At 75.3% G+C, this 23,452-nt stretch carries 23 protein-coding genes; 16 read left to right on the forward strand and 7 right to left on the reverse strand.

The genetic code is table 11. The features are described 5' to 3' along the window. Positions 1–203: 203 nt before the first annotated feature. The gene (mdo, locus tag ACI8AD_RS07185) at positions 204–1,496 is read right to left on the reverse strand and encodes an NDMA-dependent methanol dehydrogenase (RefSeq protein WP_456869843.1); all 1,293 of its coding nucleotides are present in this window, start codon (positions 1,494–1,496) and stop codon (positions 204–206) included. A gap of 235 nt (positions 1,497–1,731) precedes the next feature. Here mdo and ACI8AD_RS07190 point away from each other — a divergent pair, with 235 nt between their 5' ends. Next, positions 1,732–2,952, forward strand: a complete 1,221-nt coding sequence (locus ACI8AD_RS07190; protein WP_456869844.1) for a cysteine desulfurase-like protein — start codon at positions 1,732–1,734, stop codon at positions 2,950–2,952. 69 nt (positions 2,953–3,021) lie between these two features. Here ACI8AD_RS07190 and mftR read toward each other — a convergent pair whose 3' ends face one another. After that, positions 3,022–3,633, reverse strand: a complete 612-nt coding sequence (mftR, locus tag ACI8AD_RS07195; RefSeq protein WP_456869845.1) for a mycofactocin system transcriptional regulator — start codon at positions 3,631–3,633, stop codon at positions 3,022–3,024. A gap of 129 nt (positions 3,634–3,762) precedes the next feature. Here mftR and mftA point away from each other — a divergent pair, with 129 nt between their 5' ends. Genes mftA through mftC form a run of 3 tightly spaced genes read left to right on the forward strand, consistent with a single transcriptional unit; the run spans position 3,763 to position 5,415 of the window. Continuing rightward, positions 3,763–3,900: a mycofactocin precursor MftA gene (gene mftA, locus ACI8AD_RS07200; protein WP_456869846.1), complete on the forward strand. Its 138-nt coding sequence runs from the start codon at positions 3,763–3,765 to the stop codon at positions 3,898–3,900. A 10-nt stretch (positions 3,901–3,910) separates the two neighbouring features. Continuing rightward, positions 3,911–4,204, forward strand: a complete 294-nt coding sequence (gene mftB, locus ACI8AD_RS07205) for a mycofactocin biosynthesis chaperone MftB (RefSeq protein WP_456869847.1) — start codon at positions 3,911–3,913, stop codon at positions 4,202–4,204. Beyond that, complete coding sequence (mftC, locus tag ACI8AD_RS07210) at positions 4,201–5,415, forward strand: mycofactocin radical SAM maturase (RefSeq protein WP_456869848.1); 1,215 nt, start codon at positions 4,201–4,203, stop codon at positions 5,413–5,415. Before mftB ends, mftC begins: the two co-directional genes overlap by 4 nt. Before the next feature lie 11 nt (positions 5,416–5,426). Here mftC and ACI8AD_RS07215 read toward each other — a convergent pair whose 3' ends face one another. Both ACI8AD_RS07215 and ACI8AD_RS07220 read right to left on the reverse strand, forming a co-directional pair. Then, positions 5,427–5,795 carry a type II toxin-antitoxin system VapC family toxin gene (locus ACI8AD_RS07215; protein ID WP_456869849.1) on the reverse strand — a complete coding sequence of 123 codons (369 nt, stop codon included), beginning with the start codon at positions 5,793–5,795 and terminating at the stop codon, positions 5,427–5,429. Continuing rightward, complete coding sequence (locus tag ACI8AD_RS07220) at positions 5,792–6,037, reverse strand: AbrB/MazE/SpoVT family DNA-binding domain-containing protein (RefSeq protein ID WP_456869850.1); 246 nt, start codon at positions 6,035–6,037, stop codon at positions 5,792–5,794. Before ACI8AD_RS07220 ends, ACI8AD_RS07215 begins: the two co-directional genes overlap by 4 nt. Before the next feature lie 362 nt (positions 6,038–6,399). Between ACI8AD_RS07220 and ACI8AD_RS07225 the strand changes: the two genes are divergently transcribed. After that, on the forward strand, positions 6,400–7,236 hold the full coding sequence (locus ACI8AD_RS07225; protein ID WP_456869851.1) for a mycofactocin-coupled SDR family oxidoreductase: 837 nt from the start codon (positions 6,400–6,402) through the stop codon (positions 7,234–7,236). Positions 7,237–7,273: 37 nt separating this feature from the next. Then, positions 7,274–8,107, forward strand: coding sequence for a mycofactocin-coupled SDR family oxidoreductase (locus tag ACI8AD_RS07230; protein ID WP_456869852.1), 834 nt, complete (start codon positions 7,274–7,276; stop codon positions 8,105–8,107). An 18-nt stretch (positions 8,108–8,125) separates the two neighbouring features. Here the strand turns inward: ACI8AD_RS07230 and ACI8AD_RS07235 are convergent, their stop codons facing one another. After that, the gene (locus ACI8AD_RS07235) at positions 8,126–8,725 is read right to left on the reverse strand and encodes a TetR/AcrR family transcriptional regulator (RefSeq protein ID WP_456869853.1); all 600 of its coding nucleotides are present in this window, start codon (positions 8,723–8,725) and stop codon (positions 8,126–8,128) included. 75 nt (positions 8,726–8,800) lie between these two features. On the opposite strand from ACI8AD_RS07235, the gene ACI8AD_RS07240 reads away from it, so the two are divergent. After that, positions 8,801–10,345 (forward strand): MFS transporter, encoded by a 1,545-nt coding sequence (locus ACI8AD_RS07240; RefSeq protein ID WP_456869854.1) that lies wholly within the window; start codon positions 8,801–8,803, stop codon positions 10,343–10,345. A gap of 43 nt (positions 10,346–10,388) precedes the next feature. On the opposite strand, the gene ACI8AD_RS07245 is transcribed toward ACI8AD_RS07240, so the two are convergent. Then, positions 10,389–10,877 carry a pyridoxamine 5'-phosphate oxidase family protein gene (locus ACI8AD_RS07245; RefSeq protein WP_456869855.1) on the reverse strand — a complete coding sequence of 163 codons (489 nt, stop codon included), beginning with the start codon at positions 10,875–10,877 and terminating at the stop codon, positions 10,389–10,391. Between the two features lie 68 nt (positions 10,878–10,945). On the opposite strand from ACI8AD_RS07245, the gene mftE reads away from it, so the two are divergent. Continuing rightward, complete coding sequence (mftE, locus tag ACI8AD_RS07250) at positions 10,946–11,635, forward strand: mycofactocin biosynthesis peptidyl-dipeptidase MftE (RefSeq protein ID WP_456869856.1); 690 nt, start codon at positions 10,946–10,948, stop codon at positions 11,633–11,635. 115 nt (positions 11,636–11,750) lie between these two features. Beyond that, positions 11,751–13,247, forward strand: coding sequence for a purine-cytosine permease family protein (locus ACI8AD_RS07255; RefSeq protein ID WP_456869857.1), 1,497 nt, complete (start codon positions 11,751–11,753; stop codon positions 13,245–13,247). 350 nt (positions 13,248–13,597) lie between these two features. On the opposite strand, the gene ACI8AD_RS07260 is transcribed toward ACI8AD_RS07255, so the two are convergent. Then, positions 13,598–14,599 (reverse strand): iron-siderophore ABC transporter substrate-binding protein, encoded by a 1,002-nt coding sequence (locus ACI8AD_RS07260; RefSeq protein ID WP_456869858.1) that lies wholly within the window; start codon positions 14,597–14,599, stop codon positions 13,598–13,600. An 80-nt stretch (positions 14,600–14,679) separates the two neighbouring features. Between ACI8AD_RS07260 and ACI8AD_RS07265 the strand changes: the two genes are divergently transcribed. The 7 genes from ACI8AD_RS07265 (at position 14,680) to ACI8AD_RS07295 (ending at position 23,400) form a co-directional block, all read left to right on the forward strand. Beyond that, positions 14,680–15,219, forward strand: coding sequence for a cysteine hydrolase family protein (locus ACI8AD_RS07265; RefSeq protein ID WP_456869859.1), 540 nt, complete (start codon positions 14,680–14,682; stop codon positions 15,217–15,219). Beyond that, positions 15,216–16,643, forward strand: a complete 1,428-nt coding sequence (gene mftF / locus ACI8AD_RS07270) for a mycofactocin biosynthesis glycosyltransferase MftF (RefSeq protein ID WP_456869860.1) — start codon at positions 15,216–15,218, stop codon at positions 16,641–16,643. Before ACI8AD_RS07265 ends, mftF begins: the two co-directional genes overlap by 4 nt. An 81-nt stretch (positions 16,644–16,724) precedes the next feature. Then, positions 16,725–18,041, forward strand: a complete 1,317-nt coding sequence (locus tag ACI8AD_RS07275; RefSeq protein ID WP_456869861.1) for a GAF domain-containing protein — start codon at positions 16,725–16,727, stop codon at positions 18,039–18,041. Between the two features lie 112 nt (positions 18,042–18,153). Then, on the forward strand, positions 18,154–19,341 hold the full coding sequence (locus tag ACI8AD_RS07280) for an MFS transporter (RefSeq protein WP_456869862.1): 1,188 nt from the start codon (positions 18,154–18,156) through the stop codon (positions 19,339–19,341). Positions 19,342–19,562: 221 nt separating this feature from the next. Next, positions 19,563–20,057, forward strand: coding sequence for a (2Fe-2S)-binding protein (locus tag ACI8AD_RS07285; RefSeq protein WP_456869863.1), 495 nt, complete (start codon positions 19,563–19,565; stop codon positions 20,055–20,057). Continuing rightward, positions 20,054–22,546, forward strand: coding sequence for a xanthine dehydrogenase family protein molybdopterin-binding subunit (locus ACI8AD_RS07290; RefSeq protein ID WP_456869864.1), 2,493 nt, complete (start codon positions 20,054–20,056; stop codon positions 22,544–22,546). Before ACI8AD_RS07285 ends, ACI8AD_RS07290 begins: the two co-directional genes overlap by 4 nt. Beyond that, positions 22,543–23,400, forward strand: coding sequence for an FAD binding domain-containing protein (locus ACI8AD_RS07295; RefSeq protein ID WP_456869865.1), 858 nt, complete (start codon positions 22,543–22,545; stop codon positions 23,398–23,400). The genes ACI8AD_RS07290 and ACI8AD_RS07295 overlap by 4 nt, the downstream gene beginning before the upstream one ends. The last annotated feature ends 52 nt before the right edge of the window (positions 23,401–23,452 follow it).

Raw genomic sequence — 23,452 nt, forward strand, 5'->3', positions numbered from 1 at the left:
GGGGGGGGGGGGGGGGGGGGGGGGGGGGGGGGGGGGGGGGGGGTGGGGGGGGGGGGGGGGGGGGGGGGGGGGGGGGGGGGGGGGGGGGGGGGGGGGGGGGGGTGGGGGGGGGGGGGGGGGGGCGGGGGGGGGGGGGGGGGGGGGGGGGGGGGGCCCCGGCCCCCCCCCCCCCCCCCCCCCCCCCCCCCCCCCCCGGGAGTCGGTCAGGACAGCAGGTCGTCGAGGTCGCCGGTCATGCAGTGCTCCACCACGGGCCGGACCGTCTCGAAGGTGCACTCCTTGGCGTTGCCAGGGGTGCACGCGTCGCCGAGGACGTGGTGGGTGATCCGGTCGACGTCCTTGTCGTCGCCGAGGATCGTCGGGGCGTTCTCGTAGAACCGGGTCGGGCCGACGCCCAGCCGGTTCTTCGAGTAGCTGTCCTGGGTGACGTCGACGAACCGCTCGGGGATGCCCACGTCTCGCAGCAGCCGGATGGCCGCGGCCAGCGCGGCGTCGGCAGCCTGCACGTCGGTCATCCCGTGGGTGTCCACGCCCATGGCCTGCGCGATGTCGGCGAAGCGCCGGTACTGGGTGGGCATGTTGAAGGCCCACACGCGGGGCAGCGCGATGGCGTTGTTCAGGCCGTGGTGGGTGTCGTAGAACGCGCTCACCGCGTGGCTGATCGAGTGGATGATCCCCAGGCCGCCGGAGTTGAACGCCTGCGCGGCGATGTACTGGGCGTACATCATCCCCTGCCGGCCACCGAGGTCCTGGCCGTTCCACACCGCCTGCCGCAGGTGCTGGTTGGTCAGCCGGATCGCGTAGAGGGCGTTGCCCAGCGACGGCGGGAAGTCCAGCCGCGACACGTAGGGCTCGCTGGCGTGGGCGAGGACGTCGAAGCCGCACTGGGCGGTGTAGTCGATCGGGCAGTCGTAGTAGAGGACCGGGTCGTCGATCGCCAGCGTCGCCAGGCAGTGGTCGTCGAAGGCCACGTACTTGTGCGGGTTCTCCGGGTCGGTGGTCGTGTCGGTGATGACGTAGGCCCAGGAGGTCTCCGAGCCCGTGCCGGCCGTCGTCGAGACGGCGATGTGCGGCGGGTTCTTCGGGTTCTCCGACTGGTTGAAGCCCTCGAACTCGTTGACGCTGCGACCGTCGTGGGCCACCGAGATGCGCGCGCCCTTGCACGCGTCGTGGCTGGAGCCGCCGCCGATGGAGACGAAGCTGTCGCACTCGTTCTCCTGGTACATCGCCACGGCGTCCATGACGTTGTAGTCCTTGGGGTTGGACTCCACCTGGTCGTAGACCACGACCTCCAGGCCGTGGTAGCGCATCGACCCGGCGATCCTCTCGACGATGTCCGAGCCGCGCAGGCCGGACGTCATGACCAGCGTCTTCCGGAACCCCAGCTTCAGCGCCTCGGGGCCGATGATCTCGTGCGCCCCGGGGCCCATGAGCGCCCGCGGGAACGGGTGGAACTCCTTGATGGGGAAGGGCTTGAGGAGTTCTTCGACCTTCATCGAGGGGTCCTTCCAGGCGGGGGCGGGGCGGTCCGGCCGGACGCTAGGACCGGCGTCCCGGCCCGCGGGATCCCCACGGGCCGGGAACCGTCCGTCCGGAGGAGCAGGTCCGGCCACCCGGCCAGGCCGCCCTGCCCGACCGGCCAGGGCCGTCGGCCCCTGCGACCGGGCCCCGACAGGGCGGGGGCGCCGGGCCGGTCGGGTGAGGGGCGGGCGGCGGCGGCATGCTGCGGAGGTGACCACCGCGAGCACCGCCTACGACGTCGCCGCCGTCCGTGCCGACTTCCCCGCCCTGCGCGCCGGCGCCGCCCACTTCGACGGTCCCGGCGGCTCGCAGGTGCCGCGGCAGGTGGCCGAGGCGGTGGCCACCACGCTCACCGCACCGATCGCCAACCGCGGGCAGGTGACCGCGGCCGAGCGCAACGCCGACGCGATCGTCGTCGCCGCCCGCGCCGCGGTGGCCGACCTGACCGCGGGCGACCCCGGCGGCGTCGTCTTCGGCCGGTCGATGACCCAGCTGACCTACGACCTCTCCCGCGCGCTGGCCGCCGGGTGGGGTCCCGGCGACGAGGTCGTGGTGACCCGGCTCGACCACGACGCCAACGTCCGGCCCTGGGTGCAGGCCGCGACCGCGCGGGGCGCCACCGTCCGCTGGGCCGACCTCGACCCCGGCACCGGCGAGCTCACCGCCGGGGCGCTGGCGGCGGTGCTGTCCGACCGCACCCGGCTGGTCGCGCTCACCGGCGCCTCCAACCTGATCGGCACCCGCCCCGACGTCGCCGCGCTGACCGCGCTGGCACACCGGGCCGGCGCGCTCACCTACGTCGACGGCGTGCACCTCACCGCGCACGCGCCGGTCGACGTCGCCGCGCTCGGTGCCGACCTCTACGCCTGCTCGCCCTACAAGTTCCTCGGCCCGCACCTCGGCTGCGTCGTCGCCGCGCCGTCGCTGCTGGAGACGCTGCACCCGGACAAGCTGCTGCCCTCCACCGACGCCGTCCCCGAGCGGTTCGAGCTCGGCACGCTGCCCTACGAGCTGCTGGCCGGCACCACCGCCGCCGTGGACTACCTGGCCGCGCTCGGCGGGGACGACGGCGACCGCCGCGGCCGGCTGGTCGCGGGCCTGACCGCCGTCGAGGCGCACGAGGACCTGCTGCGGGAGCGGATCGAGGAGGGCGTTGCGGAGCTGCCCGGCGTGACGGCGTGGTCGCGGGCCGCCCACCGCACGCCCACGCTGCTCTACACGTTCGCCGACCGCCCGGCCGCCGAGGTGTCGCGTGCGCTGGCCGAGCGGGGCGTCAACGCGCCGGCGGGCAGCTTCTACGCCGTCGAGGTGTCCCGGCGGCTGGGCCTCGGCGACGCCGGCGGGCTGCGCGTGGGTCTGGCGCCCTACAGCGACGACGACGACGTGGACCGGCTGCTCGACGGCCTGCGCGCGACCCTGGGGCAGGCATAGGAAGCACTCCGCACGTCGTGCGGCCCAGGACGTGCGGATCGCTTCCGATGCCTGGAGCAGGCGGAGGGGTCAGCGCAGGCCGGGGAAGCCCGCCGCGAGCTGGCCGAACGCGGTCCGCAGCGCCTCGGCCAGCGACGGGACGTCGCCGGACAGCCAGGCCTCGAAGGCCGTCGTCGCGGCGGCGCGGGTGGCCGTGGCCACCAGCCGCGGCACCAGTGAGGTCGGGGCCTGCCCGCAGCGCCGCGCCACGTAGCCGGCCACCACCCGGTCGACGTCGGCGTAGCGCAGCTGCGAGTGGGCCTGCAGCGCGGGCTCGGTGAGGATCAGCCGCATCCGCTGGCGCAGCACCGGCAGGTCGTCGGGGGCGTAGTCGTTGGCCTCGACGTAGGCGGTGAGGACGGCGGTCAGCACGGGGACGTCGTCGCCGGAGCGGTCCAGCAGCCCCGCCAGCCGGTCGACGTGCCCGTCGAAGTCGCCCCACACCGCGTCGGCCTTGCCGCCCACCGTGCGGAAGAACGTGCGCCGGCTGGTGCCCGCGGCCGCGGCGATCTCCTCGATCGTGACCTGCTCGAAGCCCGCGGCGGTGAACAGCTCGAGCGCGGCCCGCTCGATGCGGGCGCGGGTGTCCTCGCGGGGGTCCTCGCGGGGGACGCCGCGGTCGGACTCGCGCAGCACGCTCACCGGCCCATCTTCACCCGTGGCGCCCCGGTCGCCGTCCAGGCTGTGCCGTGGCTCACCTCCTCGGTTGCCCGTGGCACCCGGTGCCCCTACCGTCCTCGGCATCCCCGCTCCCCTGATCCGGAGGTCGGCATGCCCGAGACGCCCGCCCAGACCGAGGTCCAGACCGTCGCCCAGGACGGGGCCGCGCCCGCCGTCGCCGAGGAGGCGCTGGTCGAGGAGTCCCTCGTCGAGGAGGTCTCCATCGACGGCATGTGCGGCGTCTACTGAGCCTGCGGTCGTGACCCCCGCCGCTCCGGCCGCGAGCGCCTTCGACCCGGGGCTGCCCTGGCGGCGTGCCCGGTCGGTGGCGCTGCGGCCGGAGCCGTTCGGGGCGCTGGTCTACCACTTCGGCAACCGGAAGCTGTCGTTCCTGAAGTCGAGGACGCTGGTCACCGTCGTGGAGACGCTGGCCGACCACCCCAGCGCCGACGCGACGCTGGCCGCGTGCGGTGTCCCCGAGGCCCAGCGGCCGGCCTACGTCAAGGCGCTGGCCGACCTCGCCCGTTCCCAGATGATCGAGGTGCGCGCATGACCGCCGTCGTCCCCGACCGGCCCGTGGGTGGGCGCCTGGTCGACCAGTTCGAGTACGGCCTGGACGCCCCGATCTGCCTGACCTGGGAGCTCACCTACGCCTGCAACCTGGCGTGCGTGCACTGCCTCTCCTCCTCCGGCCGGCGTGACCCACGAGAGCTGTCCACCGCCGAGGCCGAGGGCGTCATCGACGAGCTGCAGCGCATGCAGGTCTTCTACGTCAACGTCGGCGGCGGCGAGCCCACCGTGCGGCCGGACTTCTGGCACCTGCTCGACTACGCGATCGGCCACGACGTCGGCGTCAAGTTCTCCACCAACGGCGTCAAGCTCGACCGGGCTCGCGCGCAGCAGCTGGCGGCCACCGACTACGTCGACGTGCAGATCTCCCTCGACGGCGCCACCGCCGAGGTCAACGACCGCGTCCGCGGCACCGGCTCCTTCGCCACCGCCACGAGGGCGCTGGAGAACCTGGCCGAGGCCGGGATGAAGGACTTCAAGGTCTCCGTCGTGGTGACCCGGGAGAACGTCTCCCAGCTCGACGCGTTCAGGGAGCTCACCGACCGCTACGGCGCCCAGCTGCGGATCACCCGGCTGCGCCCCTCGGGCCGCGGCGCCGACGTCTGGGACCAGCTGCACCCCACCCAGGCCCAGCAGCGCGAGCTCTACGCCTGGCTGCTGGCCAACGGCGAGCGCGTCCTCACCGGCGACTCGTTCTTCCACCTGTCGGCCTACGGCGAGGCCCTGCCCGGCCTGAACCTGTGCGGCGCCGGGCGGGTGGTGTGCCTGATCGACCCGGTCGGCGACGTCTACGCCTGCCCGTTCGCCATCCACGAGCAGTTCCTCGCCGGCAACGTGCGCGGCGAGGGCGGCTTCCAGCGGGTGTGGCAGTCCTCGGACCTCTTCCGGGAGCTGCGCAGCCCGCAGACCGGGGGCGCCTGCACGCGGTGCGCGCACTTCGACGCCTGCCGCGGCGGCTGCATGGCGGCCAAGTTCTTCACCGGCCTGCCGCTGGACGGCCCGGACCCGGAGTGCGTGCAGGGGTACGGCGAGACGGCGCTGGCCGCGCGCGAGGCGGACCTGGTCACCCCCCGCAGCCACCTGGACCACTCCCACACCGGCCCGGTGCGCGGTCAGCCCACGCTGCTCGGCATGCCCGCGATCCCGGCCAAGCCGTGCGACGAGTCGCCGCTGGCGGGCCTGCAGCCCCGCTGAGGGACCCCGGCTCAGCGGATCTGGCGGACGCCGTCCGTGGCGCCCCACGCGGTGTCGGCCGTCCACACGGTGGCACCGAGGCGGCGGCCGGTGGCCAGGCACAGGCGGTCGGCCAGGGAGAGCCCCGATCCGGTGCGCCACAGGCGGGCAGCCACCTCCGCGTCGTCCACCAGCACGGGCTCCACCCGGAGCCCGTAGCTGCGCAGCAGGCCCTGCGGCAGTCCCCAGTCGCGACCGTTCTGCACGATCTTCTGGGCCACCTCGGACCAGTTGACGGCACTGCACACCGGGTCCGCCTGCTCCATCGCGGCCTCGACGACCTCCGCCCCCGGCTCGCCCAGCAGGAAGCACAGCAGGGCGGAGCTGTCGAAGAGGTTCACCCGGCGTCGTCAGCAGCCGAGTCGGAGCGCCGTTCGGCCAGCAGTTCGGAGACCAGGTCGAGTCCGGCCAGGTCCTCACGCACCAGGGCCTTGAGCTGCTCGCGGGTGGCCAGGACGACTCCCCGGGGTGTGTCGAGGAGGACCAGGTGGTCGCCGGCGGAGACGTGCAGGCGCTCCCTCAGCTCGGCCGGGATGACCAGGCGGCCGCGGTCGCCCAGGACCACGGGATACGTCCCACCCACGAATCGACCGTACCACCGGGACCTCATCGGTGGGAGGGGCGGTGGGAGTCGACCGCGCCCCGCGCTCAGCGGGTGGGCGCCACCGCCGCGGGCCCCGGACCGTCGGGCAGCAGCGCCGGGGCGAGGTCGGCGAGGGTCATGGTGAGGAGCAGGGCCACGAGCACGGCGACGGTCAGCACGGGATACCTCCTGGATGTCTCGGATCCCCACCCTCGCCGTCGTCCATGAGGGTCGGCAGGACACCGGCTGGGAGTCGGCTGGACGCCGGCCGGTCGCCCTGACCAGGGCGTTGCCGATCGGCGCAACCCTCCCTAGGTTGAGACCCGCGTCACCTGGCACGCCCCCTCGACCCGGGAGTCCGGATGGGCAAGCTCGACGGCAAGGTCGCGTTCATCACCGGTGCCGCGCGCGGTCAGGGCCGCAGTCACGCGGTCCGGCTCGCCCAGGAGGGTGCCGACGTCGTCGCGGTGGACATCTGCGCCGACGTCCCCACCGTCGGCTACCCCATGGCGACCGAGGAGGACCTGGCCGAGACCGTCCGCCAGGTCGAGGCGCTCGACCGGCGGATCGTCGCCCGGGTGGCCGACGTGCGTGACAGTGCCGCGCTGGAGTCCGCCGTCGGCGAGGGGGTCGCAGAGCTCGGCCGGCTCGACATCGTGCTGGCCAACGCCGGCATCGCCAGCTTCGCGCCGGTGGAGGACCTCACCGACGAGATGTGGGACCAGATGATCGGCATCAACCTCACCGGCGTCTTCCGCACGGTGCGGGCCGCGGTGCCGCACCTGCGGGCGCACGGGCAGGGCGGGGCGATCGTCATCACCAGCTCGACGGCCGGCATCAAGGGCCTGGCGAACCTCGCGCACTACGTCGCGGCCAAGCACGGCGTCGTCGGCCTGGTGAAGACGCTGGCCAACGAGCTGGCCCCCGACATGATCCGGGTCAACTCGGTGCACCCGACCTCGGTGAGCACCGACATGATCCACAACCGCGAGACCTACGGGAACTTCGTCCCGGACAAGCCCCCGGACGAGGTCACCCGCGACGACGTCGCCCCGATGTTCCAGGGGCTCAACGCGCTGCCGATCCCGTGGGTGGACCCGGTCGACATCAGCAACGCGATCCTCTGGCTGGTCAGCGACGACGCCCGCTACGTCACCGGCGTCCAGCTCCCGGTCGACGCGGGGTCGGTCGTCAAGTAACGCCGGCAGTCGAGCATCTCCCGGACAGGAGGACACCGTGGCAGGACGCGTCGAGGGCAAGGTCGCCTTCATCACCGGGGCCGCGCGCAGCCAGGGCCGCAGCCACGCGCTGCGGCTGGCGCAGGAGGGCGCCGACGTCATCGCCGTCGACCTCTGCGGGCCGGTCGAGACGGTGACCATGTACCCACCGGCCACCGAGGAGGACCTCGCCGAGACGGTGCGGCAGGTCGAGGCCCTCGACCGGCGGATCGTCGCGACGAAGGCCGACGTCCGCGACCCGGCGGCGCTGCGCGCGGCGGTCGACGACGGCGTCGCGCAACTGGGCCGGCTCGACATCGTGCTGGCCAACGCGGGCGTGTTCGAGCTGGCGCCCGCACTGGAACTCACCGACCACGCCTGGCAGGAGATGATCGACATCAACCTGACCGGCGTGTGGAACACCTGCCGGGTCGCCCTGCCGCACCTGGTCGACTCCGGAGGCGGGTCGATCGTGATCACCAGCTCGACCGCCGGCCTCAAGGGGACGCCGAACACGATCCACTACACCGCGGCCAAGCACGGCGTCATCGGCATCATGCGGACGCTGGCCAACGAGTTCGGCAAGCAGTCGATCCGGGTCAACACCGTGCACCCGACCGGCGTGGACACCGTCATGATCCAGAACGAGAAGACGTGGGGCCTGTTCACCCCCGACGACCCGAACCCCACGAGGGAGAAGTTCACCGAGCTGTTCGAGACGCTGCACCCGCTGCCGGTGCCCTACGTCGACCCGGTGGACATCTCCAACGCGATCCTCTTCCTGGTCTCCGACGAGGCCCGCTACATCACCGGCGTGACGCTGCCGGTGGACGCCGGCTACACGGTCCGCTGACCAGGGGCCGGCGGCCGGTCAGGACAGTCCCGACAGCAGTGCGGCCAGCAGGCGCTCGAAGGAGGCCTCGGGGTCCCCGGCCTGGGTGACCCCGGCCAGCTCCAGGCTGACCGCGCCGTGCACGGCCGACCAGATGACCTGGGCGGTCTCGGCCGGGTCGTCGCGGCGCAGGACGCCGGCGTCCATCGCCCGCGACACCTCGCCGACCAGCACCCCGAAGGCGGCCGCGGCGTGCTCGTCGAGCTCGGCGGTGGAGGCGGCCGCGCGCGCGTCGGAGGGCACGGCGGTGCCGAACATCGCCTCGTAGTGCTCCCGGTTGCCCAGGGCGAACCGCCGGTAGCGCCGCCCGCAGCCGGCCAGCCGGTCCTGCGGCGCGTCGGCGTCGTCCCCGCGGACGCTGGCGGCCAGCGCGTCGAACCCGCGGACCAGGACGGCGGCCACCAGGCCGTACTTGTTGCCGAAGCGGTTGTAGACGCCCATCGGGGCCACGCCGGCCTCGGTGGCGACGGCCCGGACGGTCAGCCCCGCGGTCCCGTCGCGCACCAGCACCCGCTCGGCCGCGTCGACCAGCGCGCCCTGCACTTCGCGGCTCGGCGTCCGCTGCCCCGTCTCGGTCATGCCGTCATCCTCCCTTGCGCCTTGTAGAACGCCGTTCTACCGTTCTGGAACGTCGTTCTACGAGAGGAGGGCCCCGTGGAGGTCCGATCCCCGGCCCAGCCCACCCGCCGGTGGTGGGTGCTGGCCGTGCTGTGCCTGTCGGTGCTCCTGGTCAGCGTCGACAACACGATCGTCAACGTGGCCCTGCCGACGCTCGCGGCGGAGCTGTCGGCCGACACCAGCGGCCTGCAGTGGGTCGTGGACGGCTACACGCTGGTGTTCGCCGCCCTGCTGCTCCTGGGCGGGCACCTCGGTGACCGGTTCGGCCGGCTGCGCGTCCTGCAGGTGGGCCTGGTGCTGTTCGGGCTGACCTCCCTGCTCGCAGCGCTGGCCGGGACCACCGGGCAGCTCGTCGCCGCCCGCGCGGCCATGGGCGCCGCGGCCGCCCTCGTCTTCCCGGCCACCCTGGCGCTGCTCGTCGTCGCCTTCCCCGACCGGCGCGAGCGCGCGACGGCGATCGGCGTGTGGTCGGCGGTCACCGGGCTGTCGGTCGCGATCGGACCGGTCACCGGCGGGCTGCTGCTCGAGCACTTCGCGTGGGGCTCGGTGTTCCTCGTCAACCTGCCGCTCGTCGCGGTGGCCCTGGTGGCCGGGCGCGTGCTGCTGCGCGAGTCCCGCTCCGCCGAGCACGGCCGCTTCGACGTCGGCGGGGTGGTCGGCTCGGTCGCCGGCGTCGGCCTGCTGGTGTGGACCACGATCGAGGCGCCCGGCCACGGCTGGACCTCGCCGCTCACCCTCGCCGGCTACGCCGCCGCGGCCGCGCTGCTGGCCGGGTTCGTCCGGTGGGAGCTGCGCCGACCCGACCCGCTGCTCGACGTCCGGCTCTTCACCGACCGCCGGGTGTCGGCGGCGAGCGTGGCGATCGCGCTGGCGTTCTTCGCACTCTTCGGGTTCATCTTCCTGATCACCCAGTACCTGCAGGCGGTGCTCGGCTACGGCACGCTCGCCGCCGGCCTGGCGACGCTGCCGTTCGCCACGGTCATCGCCGTGACCAGCCCGGTCGCGGTGCTCCTGGTGCGGCGCGTGGGCACGGCGGTCGTCGTCACCGCGGGGCTGCTGGTCATGGCGGCGGGCTTCGCCGTCGCCGCGGGCGCCGCGGTGGACTCGCAGTACTGGGGCCGGATCGTCGTCTCCATGGTGCTCATGGCCGCCGGGCTCGGCCTGGTCACCAGCCCGGCCACCGAGACGGTCATGGGCGCCCTGCGGACCGGCCAGGCCGGCGCCGGCTCGGCGGTCAACGACACCGTCCGCGAGGTGGGCGGCACCCTCGGCGTCGCCGTCGTGGGGTCGGTGATGAGCACCGTCTACGCACCGGCGGTGCGCGACGGGCTGGCGGGGCTGCCGGCCGCGGTGCGCGACGCGGCCACCGACTCGGTGGTGGCCGGCCTCGCCGCCGCCTCACGGCTGCCCGACGGGCTCACCGCCGCCGACGTCGTCCGCCGGTCCTTCGTCGACGGGCTGTCGGCCGGGTCCTGGGTGTGCGCCGCGGCCTGCGCGGCCGGGGCGCTGGTGGCGGCGGTGTGGCTGCCGGCCCGGCGCCCGGCGGCCGTGCCGGTGCCCGAGCCGGTCCCGGCGGCGTGAGGGCGGGGTGCGGCGGCCGCCCGGCCGCCGCACCCCGTGCGTCCTAGAGGTCGACCTTCTCGTGCTCGCCGGTGTCGGGCTGCGACCCGGTGGCCTTGGCCTTGACGAAGCTGAACGCGGTGGCCAGCCGGTTGCCCGGGCTGTCCCAGTACTCGGCGGAGTCGGCGTCGACCTTCACCAGCACCACCGTGGGGTCGTCGGGTCCCTGCGGCAGCCACGCCTCGACGCCGCTGTTCCACAGCTCCCGCTTCTTCGCGACGTCGTCGACGACGAGCGCGTGCCCGGTCAGCGACACCCAGCTGCCGCCCGAGCCGACCCCGACGTTGACCTGCGGGGAGACCGCGACGTGGCCGAGCCAGGGCGCGTGCGCCTCGGCGAAGAACCACAGGTCGCCGTCGAACTCGACCTCCTGCAGCGACATCGGGCGGCTGGTGAGCTTGCCCTCCGGCGTCGTGGTGGTGAGGAAGCCGAACTTCTGCCCCCTCAGCAGCTCGGCGACCTTGCGGGTGGGGTCCGTCGTGTTCTCGCTCATGTCCCTGCCGTTCCCCGGATCGGCCGCCTGACACCGCCGGTGGGCCGGGCGCTCCGTAGGCTCGGGTGGTGCCCGACCTGGCCGGCGCCGTCTGGCCGGAGCTCCCCGAGCGGCCGCTGCTGGTGGTGGCGCTGGGCTCGGTCGAGCAGCACGGCTCCCACCTGCCGCTGGCCACCGACACCGCCGTCGCCACCGCGGTGGTCGCCGCCGCCGACCTCGGCGCGGCGCTGGTGGCACCGGCCCTCCCGTACGGCGCCAGCGGCGAGCACGAGGGCTTCCCCGGCACCGTGTCGATCGGCACCGAGGCGCTGAGCGCGCTGCTGGTCGAGTACGGCCGCTCGGCGTGCCGCTGGGCCGGGCGGCTGCTGGTCGTCAACGGCCACGGCGGCAACCTCGACGCCCTCCGCCGGGCGGTGCCGCTGCTGCGCGCCGAGGGCCGCGACGCCGCCTGGTTCCCCTGCGCCGTGCCGGGCGGGGACGCGCACGCCGGCCGCACCGAGACCGCGCTGCTGTTGCACGTGGAACCGGACGCGGTCCGCACCGACCGCGCCGTCGCGGGCGTGACGACGCCGGTCGGCGCGCTGCTGCCCCGGCTGCGGGCCGAGGGCGTGCGCGGCGTCAGCCCCACCGGCGTGCTGGGCGACCCGGCCGGCGCCACGGCGGCGGAGGGCGCGCGGCTGCTCGGCGACCTCGCCGCCCGGCTGACGGCGGCGGTGGCCGGCTGGGACGTCGGCGACGACGGGCGGCTGCGCGGCTGACCCGACCGGTGCGGGCAGCGCCGTCCGGGAACCCGTCGCGGGCGCCGGGCGCCCACGGCACGATCATGGCGGGACGGGGCCGGGGACGGCGGGCCCGCCGAGCGAGGAGGTCGGGATGGCGCAGCGGCAGGCCCTGGACGACGGGACCGGCGCGCCCGGGACGCGCGTCGCCGTCGAGACCAACGGCATCAACGTCATCGCCGAGGAGGAGCGCCGCGGCCGCCCGCGGCAGCTGTTCTGGCCGTGGTTCGGCGCCAACGTCAGCGTGCTGGGCCTGGCCTACGGCTCGTTCCTGCTCGGCTTCGGCATCTCCGCGACGCAGGCGCTGGTGGCCGGCGTCGTCGGCATCGTCGTGTCCTTCCTGCTGTGCGGGCTGGTCGCGATCGCCGGCAAGCGCGGCTCGGCTCCCACGCTGGTGCTCAGCCGGGCCGCGTTCGGGGTGCACGGCAACCGGGTCCCCGCGGCGCTGTCGTGGGTCCTCACCGTCGGCTGGGAGACGGTGCTGGTCAGCCTGGCGACGCTGGCCACCGCCACCGTCTTCGACCAGCTCGGCTGGAGCGGCGGGACGGCGACGCAGGTCGTCGCGCTGCTCGTCGTCGCCGCGCTGGTCGTGGCCGGCGGCGTCCTCGGCTTCGACGCGATCATCCGGATGCAGACGGTCATCACCGTGGTCAGCGGCGTGCTGACCGTCGTCTACCTGGTCCTGGTGGCCGACTCCGTCGACTGGTCGGCGGTCACCGGCATCCCGGGCGGCTCGACGGCGGCCGTCGTCGGCGCGCTGGTCCTGGCCATGACCGGGTACGGCTTCGGCTGGGTCAACGCGGCCGCCGACTACTCCCGCTACCTGCCGCGCACGGCGTCGACCGGTGGCGTCGTGGGCTGGACGACGTTCGGCGGCGCGCTGGCCCCGGTCGTGCTGCTCGGCACCGGGCTGCTGCTGGCGGCCTCGGACCCGGAGCTGTCGGCGGCGATCGGCGCGGACCCGATCGGGGCGCTCGGGTCGATCCTGCCGACCTGGTTCCTCGTGCCGTTCGTCGTCGTGGCGGTGCTCGGCCTGGTCGGCGGCGCGCTGCTGGACATCTACTCCTCGGGGCTGTCGCTGCTGGCCGCCGGGGTGCGGGTGCCCCGGCCGGTGGCCGCGTCGATCGACGGTGCGCTGATGGTGCTGGGCGCGATCTGGGTGGTCTTCGTCGCCACCGGCGGCTTCTTCTTCCAGTTCCAGGGGTTCCTCATCACCCTGGGCGTCCCGATCGCCGCCTGGTGCGGCGTCTTCCTCGGCGACCTCGCGCTGCGCCGCCGGCCCTACGCCGAGGCCGACCTCTACGACCCGCGCGGCCGCTACGGCGCCGCCCCCGCGGTGCCGCTGGTGCTGCTGGCGATCGGCACCCTGCTCGGCTGGGGGCTGGTCACCAACACCTACGCCGGCTGGTTGGACTGGCAGGGCTACCTGCTCGGGCCGCTGGGGCTGGGCGGCCGGGAGGGCGACTGGGCCTTCGCCAACCTCGGCGTGCTGGCCGCCTTCCTCGTCGGGCTGCTGGGCACCCTGGCGCTGCGCCGCGGAGCGGTCCGGGCGCAGGAGGCCGCCGGGGTCCGGCCAGGGGCGCCGTCCTGAGGATCTGCTCCGGCCTCAGGGGGGCACTGCCGCCGACGAACGACGTGCAGATGCGTGCAGATCCAGCCCTACAGCTGCCCCCCCAGCGCACACTGTCCGGCCGCTGACAGGTCCCGGGAGGACGTGAGCGCGCACCACGTCCCCGCGGGAACGCCCCGCACACCGAGGAGCCGCTGAGCGGGCCGGTCGGGGCAGCCGGCCACGGTTCCCCACGAGGTGCCGGCCGGCGGTGCAGACACGGGCACGTCACGGCTCCCGGATCCGCCCTGAGCGCACCGTGTCCGGCCGCTGGTGCGCCCCAGGATCAGCGGGCCGCCGCTCCCGTGGTCCCCAGGCCGGCCCTCAGGACCTCAGCGCAGCGTCTCGGCGAACAGCGGGACGGCCTGCTCGAGCGCGTACCCCGTCCCGAGCACCGAGCCGCTGGAGAAGGCGTTCACCAGCGTCTGGTCCTCCAGGACGACGGCGTTGCCCTGCTGCACCGAGCCCAGCGTCTGCCACAGCGGGTTCGAGGTGATCTGCGCGGGGTCGACGAAGATCGGGAAGACGACGGTCAGCGGCGCGTCGAGCAGCGAGACCTGCTCCTCCGACACCGGCACGAAGAAGCTCTCGGTCGCCAGGTTCTGGATCCCCGGGTCGTTCACGAAGCCGAGCGCCTCCATGAAGTCGACGCGGGTGTCGCCGCGGACGTAGGCGCCGAAGCCCTCGGAGGTGTACGCGCCGACGGCGACCTCGGTGCCGGCGAACTCCGGGTGCGCGGCGGCGGCGTCGGCGAAGGCCTGCTCGAGGTCGCCGCGCAGCTGCCCGGCCTCCTCCGTGCGGCCCAGCGCCTGCCCGACCAGGTCCAGCTGCTGCTGCCAGGTGGTCTGGTAGGCACCCACGCCCTCGGGCGCGCCGACCACCGGGGCGATCTCGCTGAGGGAGTCGTAGCGCTCCTGCGTCCCGTCGGAGCGGGTGTCCAGGATGAGGTCGGGTTCCAGCGCCGCTATCGCCTCGAGGCTGGGCTCGAGCGTCTCGATGATCTCCGGTGCCTCGTCGTAGCGACCCTCGGCCCACGGGCCGACGCCCTCGCCGCCGAAGCCGAGCCAGTCGCTGGCCCCGACCGGCTGCACGCCGAGCGCCAGCGCCGTCTCCGCGTCGGACCAGCCCAGGGCGACGACGCGCTGCGGCTCCTCCTCGATCTCGGTGTCGCCGAACGCGGTGCTCACGGTGACCGGGAACTCCCCGCTCCCGCCGGAGGAGGACGCCGACCCCGCCTCGCCGTCGTCGTCGGCGGAGCCGCACGCGGTCAGCGACGCGGCGGTGGTCAGGGCGGCCGCCAGCAGGACGGCGCGGCGGGGCAGGGGGTGGGACATCGGGACTCCTCCGGTGCGGCTACTGAGGGCAGCCTAACCAAAGTCGCGTGGGGCCCCGGCCGCCCGGCTAGGGTCCGGGCGTGGCAGAGCCCTCCGGCCGGCTGGTCGTCGTCGACGCGCAGCGGGTGTTCGCCGATCCGGACTCCCCGTGGGCGGCGCCCCGGTTCGCCGAGGCCCACCCGCGCATCCAGCGGCTGGTGGAGGCCTTCGGCGACCGGGTCGTGTACACCCGCTTCGTCGCCCCGGCCCAGCCGGCCGGTGCCTGGGTCGGCTACTACGAGGTGTTCCCCTTCGCCCTGCAGCCGCCCGACGCCCCGCTCTACGACCTCGTCGAGGACCCCGGGGCGGCCGCCGTGGTCACCGCGACCACCTTCGGCAAGTGGGGCCCCGAGCTCGCCGCGCTGGTCGGTGACGGCCCGATGACGGTGGCCGGCGTGGCCACCGACTGCTGCGTCGTCTCCACCGTGCTGCCCGCCGCCGACGCCGGCGTGCCGGTGCGCGTGGTCGGCGACGCCTGCGCCGGCAGCAGCGACGACGACCACCGCAAGGCGCTGGGCCTCATGGGCCTCTACGCCCCGCTGGTCGAGGTCACCACCACCGACGACGTCCTGGGCGGGTGAGCGTCCCGCCGCCACCGCACGCCCGCCTGCCCGACGGCTACGCGGTCCGGCTCGCCGGGGGCACCCGCCGGGTGGAGGGCGGCGCGGCGCTGCTGGGCGGCTCGCCGCTGCGGCTGCTGCGGCTGTCTGCGGCCGCCCGGGACCTGCTCGACGGCGACCGGCTGGTGGTCTCGTCCACGGCGACGGCGGCCCTGGCCGCCCGGCTGCTCGACGCCGGCGCCGCCGTCCCCGAGCCCGCCGGTCCCGCACCCGGCCCCCACGACGTCACCGTCGTCGTCCCCGTGCGCGACCGCCCCGAGGGGATCGCCCGGCTGCTGGCCGCGCTGCGGGCCGACCCCGCCACCGCGGCCGCGCGGGTGCTGGTCGTCGACGACGGCTCGGTCGACCCGGGCGCCCTGGCCGCCGCGGCGGGGACGGCGGAGGTGCTGCGGCACCAGCGCCCGCTCGGCCCGGCCGCGGCCCGCAACACCGGCCTGCGCGCCGCCACCACCCGGGCGGTGGCCTTCCTCGACTCCGACTGCGTGCCGCTGCCCGGCTGGCTCGACGTGCTGCTGCCGCACCTGGCCGACCCGCGGCTGGCGCTCGTCGCGCCGCGGGTCGTCGCGCTGCCGCCCGCGCGGCCGGGCTGGACCACGCCCTACGAGACGGCGGTCAGCGCGCTGGACATGGGGCCCGTGCCCGCGCGGGTGGCCCCGCTGAGCGCGCTGTCCTACCTGCCCAGCGCCGCCCTGCTGGCCCGCCGGACGGCGCTCGGGGAGGGCTTCGACGCCGCGATGCCGGTGGCCGAGGACGTCGACCTGGTCTGGCGGCTCACCGCGGCCGGCTGGCGGGTGCGCTACGACCCGGCCGCGCGGGTGGCGCACGAGCACCCGGCCACGACCGCGGCGTGGCTGCGACGCCGCGCCGTCTACGGCACCGGGGCCGCACCGCTGGCCGCCCGGCACGGCGGCCTGGTCGCCCCGGTCGTCGTCAGCCCCTGGTCGGCGGTGCCCGTGGCGCTCGCCCTCGCCGGCGGGCGGGCGGGCCGGGTCGCCGCGGGCGGGGTCCTCGCCGTCGCCACGGCCGGCCTGGCCCGGCGGCTCGCGCCTCCCGGCGGGGCACCGCCGTACCGGCTGGCCGCCGCCCTGGTGCTGCGCGGCACCGCCGCGGGCGGGCGCACGCTCGCCCGCGCCGCCACCCGCCACCACTGGCCGCTGACCGTCGCGGCCGCCGCCGTCTCCCCGCGGGCCCGGCGCGCCGCGGCCGCCGTCGCCGCCGCCGACGCCGTCCTGGCGTGGTGGCCGCACCGGGCCGAGGTCGGCCTGCCGCGCTTCGCCGCCGCCCGCCGGCTGGAGGACCTCGCCTACGGCGCCGGGCTGTGGGCCGGCGCGCTGCGGGCCCGGAGCGCCCGGGCGCTGCTGCCGGCGCGTCCACCCGGCGGCTGACCTGCGGCGGGGGGACCTGGCGCGGACCGGTGACAGGGGTCACCATGGGCGGACCATGAGCCACACGTCGGGGAGCGCGCCGTGACCGGCGTCAGCCCGTGGCTCGCACTGCCCGCCGGCCGGCCGCCCCCCGGGCTGACCCGGCAGCTGCGCGCCGCGCACGAGACGCTGGTGACCCACGGCGCGCCGCCGCCCCGCCCCGGCGTGCGGTCGGTCGTCTGGGACTCCTGGCGGCGCAGCCTCGGCAGCGGCGTCGACCCCGACGGCCAGGGGCCGCCGGTCGACCTGCTCGACGACGACCTGGCCGCCTACCGCGCCGCCCACCCGCTCGCCCCGGTGCTGCCGGTCATCCGGCGGCTGCTGGTCGAGGACGCCGAGGCCGACCGGATGATCGTGGGCGTCACCGACGCCGACGGCCGGATGCTGTGGGTGGAGGGCGACCGCCGGCTGCGCTCCCTGGCCGAGACGATGAACTTCGTCGCCGGCGCACGGTGGTCGGAGGAGGTCGCCGGCACCAACGCCCCCGGAACCGCGCTGGCCCTCGACCACCCGGTGCAGATCTACGGCAGCGAGCACTACCGCCGGCCGGTGCAGCCGTGGAGCTGCTCGGCCGCGCCGGTGCACCACCCGGTCACCGGCGTGCTGCTCGGCGCCATCGACGTCACCGGCGGCGACCACGTGGCCACCCCGCACGTGCTCACCCTGGTGCGCGCCACCGTGGCCGCCGTCGAGTCCGAGCTGCGCTGGCTGCACCGCGAGGAGCAGTCCCGCGGGCCGGTGCGCCCCGCGCCGGCCCGGCCGCCCGCGCCGCTGCTGGAGGTGCTCGGCCGCGACCGCGCCCGCCTGACCCTGCCGTCGGGACGCCAGGAGCTGTCCCTGCGGCACTCCGAGCTGCTCCTGCTGCTCGCCGAGGCCGCCGCGGCGGGGGAGGAGGGCCGCAGCGCCGAGCGGCTGGCCGCCGAGTGCCACCCGGCCGGCAGCGCCGCGGTCACCGTCCGCGCGGAGCTGTCGCGGCTGCGCCGGCTGGTGGGCGCCGACCTCGTCGGCTCGCGGCCCTACCGGCTGCTCGCCCCGCTGGAGACCGACCTCGACCGGGTCCGGGTGCTGCTCGACCGCGGCACCGTCGGCGCGGCGCTGGACCGCTACCCCGGCCCGGTGCTGCCGCGCTCGGCCGCGCCGGGCGTCGTCGCCGCCCGCCGCCGCACCGCCGCGGCGCTGCGCGCGGCCGTGCTGCGCAGCCGCCGGCCGGAGCTGCTGCTGCGCTGGACGGCGCTGCCCGAGGCGCGCGAGGACGCCGTCGCGTGGCAGGCCTGTCTCGAGGCGCTGCCGGCCGGCTCACCCCGCCGCGGCCCGGTCGCGGCGCACCTGCTGGCGCTGCGGCGGTCCTCCCGCGGCTGAGCCGACCCGCCCGGCGCGGGAATACGGTCCGGCTCCGTCCCCTTGGCACGGTCACGTGACCGCCCGCGCCGCCGCCCCGCCCGACGCCGTGCCCTCCGCTGCGCCTCCCGCCGTGTCCCTCACCACCCCGCGGGTCGCCGCCGCGCTGCTGGCCCTCGCACTGGGCGGGTTCGCGATCGGGACCACCGAGTTCGTCACGATGGGCCTGCTCCCCGACATCGCCACCGGCATCGGCGTGGACATCCCGACCGCGGGACACGTGATCTCCTCCTACGCGCTGGGCGTCGTCGTCGGCGCCCCCGTCCTCGCCGCGCTGGGGGCACGGCTGCCGCGGCGCGGCGTGCTGGTCGGGCTGGCGGCCGTCCTCCTCGGCGGCAGCGCGCTCAGCGCGGTGGCGTCGGGCCCGACGGCGCTGCTGCTCGCGCGCTTCGTCAGCGGGCTGCCGCACGGCGCCTACCTCGGCGTGGCCTCGCTGGTCGCCGCCTCCCTCGTGCCGCCGACGCTGCGCGGCCGGGCGGTGAGCACGGTGATGCTCGGCCTCGCGGTGGCCACCGTCGCCGGCGTCCCGGCCGCCACCTGGCTGGGACAGACGCTGGGCTGGCGCGCGGCGTACTGGGCCGTCGTCGTCCTCGCCGCGCTCACCGTGGCGGCCGTGCTCGCCGTCGTCCCCTCCACGCCCGGCGACCGGGACGCCACCGTCCGCACCGAGCTCGGCGCGCTGCGCCGGCCGCAGGTGCTGCTCACCCTCGCGGTCGGCACCGTCGGGTTCGGCGGCATGTTCGCCGTCTACAGCTACGTCGCGCCGCTGGCCACCGAGGTCACCGGCCTGTCCCGGGGCACCGTCCCGTGGGTGCTGTTCGCCTTCGGCGTCGGCGGGGTGCTCGGCACCGCGCTCGGCGGGCGGCTGGCCGACGTGGCGCTGTTCCGCTCGCTGGTCGGCACCCTGGTCGCCCTCGCCGTGCTGCTGACCCTCCTGGCCCCTGCCGCGGGGAGCGCGCCGACCCTGCTGACCGGGATCTTCCTCGTGGCGGTGAGCGCCTCGACGCTCGTCGTCTGCCTGCAGCTGCGGCTCATGGAGGTCGCCGGGGAGGCGCAGATGCTCGGCGCCGCCCTCAACCACTCCGCGCTCAACGCCGCCAACGCCCTCGGCGCCTGGCTCGGCGGCGTGGTCATCGCCGCCGGGTACGGCTACACCGCCCCGAGCCTGGTCGGAGCCGGGCTGGCCGGGCTCGGCCTCGTCGCGCTGGGCGCCAGCGCGCTGCTGCGCCGCCGGGAGCTGCGCGCCGTCCCGGCGGGCTGAGCGCCCGCTGCAACGGGATTGCAACCTCTCCGCTGCGGCGCCGCCCCGGGCCCGGTCGGCCGCGACCGCGGACCCTGCAGCGTGACGGCTCCGCATCCGCGGAACCGGTGGTCCCCGCATGGCAGGTAAGCGTGGCCTAAGTCACGCTCCCGTTGGTTGACTCCGCCGTGGAGCGCCCGGCCACCGGGCGCACTCGCCCCCTGCAACCAAGCGGAGGATCCATGACACGGGTGAGCATGCGGGTCGACGGAGTGACCTACACCGACGAGGTCGAACCCCGGACCCTGCTGGTGCACCACCTGCGCGAGGCGCTCGGCAAGGTGGGCACCGTCGTGGGCTGCGACACCAGCAACTGCGGCGCGTGCACCGTCCACCTCGACGGACAGGCCGTGAAGTCCTGCACCGTCCTGGCCGTGCAGGCCGACGGCGCCGAGGTCACCACCATCGAGGGCATCGGCAGCAACGGCACGCTGCACCCGGTGCAGAAGGCCTTCCACGAGATGCACGGCCTGCAGTGCGGATTCTGCACGCCCGGCATGATCATGGCCTCGATCGACCTGCTCAAGGAGAACCCGGCCCCCAGCGAGGACGAGGTCCGCGAGGGCATCGAGGGCAACCTCTGTCGCTGTACCGGCTACCAGAACATCGTCCGCGCCGTGCAGCAGGCCGCCGGCGAGATGTCGGGCACCTCCGAGACCCTGGGAGCGCAGTCGTGACGGTCACCGAGGACGCGGCCACCACCCAGACCCCCGGACCGGAGAAGGAGGTCGGGAAGGCCCGCCGCCGCAAGGAGGACGCCCGCCTGATCACCGGGCGGACCACCTGGACCGACAACATGGTCCTGCCCGGGATGCTGCACATGGCCGTGGTCCGCAGCCCCGTGGCCCACGGGAAGATCACCAACGTCGACGTCAGCGCCGCGCTCGAGGCGCCGGGCGTCGTCGCCGTCTACACCGGCCGCGACCTCGCCGAGGAGCAGGGCTCCATCCCGTGCGCCTGGCCGGTCACCCCGGAGATGCTCAACCCCGGGCACCCCTCGATCGCCGTCGAGGAGGTCAACCACGTCGGCGAGGCCGTCGCGGTGATCGTCGCGCGCTCGCGGGCCGCGGCCACCGACGCCATCGAGCTGGTCGACGTCGACTACGACCTGCTGCCGCCGGTGCTCGACATGGAGCAGGCCGTCGCGCAGGAGGCCGAGCTCTGCCACGACCACCTCGACACCAACACCAGCTACCACTTCGTCTTCGACGCCGGCGAGATCGGCACGGGCGCCGACACCGAGCAGGCGTTCGCCGACGCCGACGTCGTCGTCAGCCGGCGGTTCGTCAACCAGCGGCTGATCCCGGCGTTCATGGAGCCGCGGTCGGTCGTCGTCCAGCCGCAGGGCGACAACTTCACGATGTGGTCGGCGACCCAGATCCCGCACGTGCTGCGGGTGATGCTGGCGATGGTCACCGGCATCCCGGAGCACAAGCTGCGCGTGGTCGCCCCCGACGTCGGCGGCGGCTTCGGCGGCAAGCTGCAGGTCAACCCCGAGGAGATCCTCGCGCTGCTCATCGCGCGGCGGCTCGGCAAGCCGGTCAAGTGGACCGAGACCCGCAGCGAGTCGCTGATGACCGCCCACCACGGGCGTGACCAGATCCAGTACGTCGACATCGCCGCCGACCGGGAGGGCCACGTCAAGGGCCTGAAGGTGCGGATCCTCGCCGACATGGGCTCCTACCTGCGGCTGATCACCCCCGGCGTCCCGGCCCTGGGCGCGTTCATGTTCCCCGGCATCTACAAGTTCCCGGCCTACCGCTTCGAGTGCGACGGCATCTTCACCAACAAGGTGCCCACCGACGCCTACCGCGGCGCCGGCCGCCCCGAGGCCACCTTCGCCGTCGAGCGGATCATGGACGAGCTCGCCACCGAGCTCGGCATGGACCCGCTGGAGCTGCGCCGCCGGAACTGGATCCGCGCCGAGGAGTTCCCGTTCACCACCGTGGCGGGCCTGGAGTACGACAGCGGCGACTACGAGGGCGCCACCCAGCGGGCCCTGGAGCTCATCGGCTACGACGAGCTGCGCGAGGAGCAGCGCCGCCGCCGGGAGTCCGGTGACCCGGTGCAGCTGGGCATCGGCTTCTCCACCTTCACCGAGATGTGCGGCCTGGCCCCCTCCCGGGTGCTCGGCTCGCTGTCCTACGGCGCGGGTGGCTGGGAGTCGGCGTCGATCCGGATGCTGCCCACCGGCAAGGTCGAGGTGGTCACCGGCTCCACCCCGCACGGCCAGGGCCACGAGACGGCGTGGAGCCAGCTGGTCGCCGACCAGCTCGGCGTGCCGTTCGAGGACGTCGAGGTCCTGCACGGCGACACCGCCGTCGCGCACAAGGGCATGGACACCTACGGCTCGCGGTCGCTGGTCGTCGGCGGCACCGCCGTCGTCAAGGCCGCCGACAAGGTGATCGCCAAGGCCCGCCGGGTCGCCGCCCACCTGCTCGAGGCCAACGAGGACGACCTGGACTTCTCCGGCGGGAAGTTCACCGTCCGCGGCACCCCGGGCGCCGGCCTGTCGATCCAGGAGATCGCGCTGGCCGTCTTCGCGGCGCACAACTACCCGGAGGACATCGAGCCGTCGATCGACGCGGACGCGACCTTCGACCCGGTCAACTTCTCCTTCCCCCACGGCACGCACATCTGCGCCCTGGAGGTCGACACCGACACCGGGATGGTGAAGATCCGCAAGTACGCCTGCGTCGACGACGTCGGCACGATCGTCAACCCGCTGATCGTCGAGGGGCAGATCCACGGCGGCCTCGCCCAGGGCATCGCGCAGGCGCTGTACGAGGAGGCCGTGTACGACGCCGACGGCAACCTCACCACCGGCACCTTCGTCGACTACCTGGTCCCCTCGGCCGCCGACCTGCCGCACTTCGACACGGACAACACCGTGCACGTGGCGCCGGGCAACCCGATCGGCGCGAAGGGGGTCGGCGAGGCCGGCACCATCGCGAGCACGCCCGCGGTGGTCAACGCCGCGCTGGACGCCGTCCGTCACCTGGGGGTGCAGGACATCCGCATGCCGCTGACGCCGGAACGCGTCTGGCGGGCCGTCCACCAGGGCGGCGACGGCGGCGACCGGGCCACCGCCAAGACCAACGCGCAGGGTGCCGAGTCGGCCGAGGCGCCGTCCACCGGCACGTCGTCCACCGGAGGTGCCCTGTGATCCCCGCCCCGTTCGAGTACGTCCGGCCGACCACCGTCGAGGAGGCCGTGCAGGCGGTCGCCGAGGGCGGTGACGACGTCAAGATCATGGCCGGTGGGCAGTCGCTCATCCCGGTCATGCGGCTGCGGCTGGCCGCACCCGAGACGATCGTCGACCTCGGCCGGGTCGCCGAGATGCGCGGCGTCCGCGAGGACGGCGACGCGCTGGTGATCGGCGCGATGACCACCCACGCGGAGGTCATCGCCGACCCGCTGATCGCCCAGCACGCGCGGCTCATCGCCGAGGCGACCGAGACGGTCGCCGACCGGCAGACCCGCCGGCGGGGCACCTTCGGTGGGGCGCTGGCCCACGCCGACCCGGCCGGGGACCTGCCGTCGGTGGCGCTGGCGCTCGACGCGGAGATGGTGGTCGCCGGGCCCGGGGGACGACGCACCGTGCCGGCCCGCGAGTTCTTCGTCGACTACCTCACCACCGCCCTCGACGAGGGTGAGGTGCTCGTGGAGATCCGGGTGCCCAAGCTCGCCGGCGACTGGGGGGTGCGCTACGAGAAGTTCAACCGCGTGGCGCAGGCCTGGTCGATCGTCGCGGTCGCCGCGGCGGTGCGGCGGGAGAACGGGCACATCGCCGAGGCGCGCATCGGGCTGACCAACATGGGCCCGGTCCCGCTGCGCGCGTCGGCCACCGAGGCGGCCCTGGCCGGCGCGTCGGCCTCACCGGACGCGGTCGCCTCGGCGGCCCGCTCGGCGGCCGAGGGCACCAGCCCGAGCAGCGACCTCAACGCCCAGGCCGACTACCGCCAGCACCTGGCCCAGGTGCTGACCCGCCGGGCGGTCGCGACCGCCGCCGGGCTGTAGTTTCCGACACAACCCCGGCACCCGCCTGCCCTCGGCCGGCCCGCCCTCCCCG

The sequence above is a fragment of the Geodermatophilus sp. SYSU D00766 genome (genome assembly GCF_054049915.1).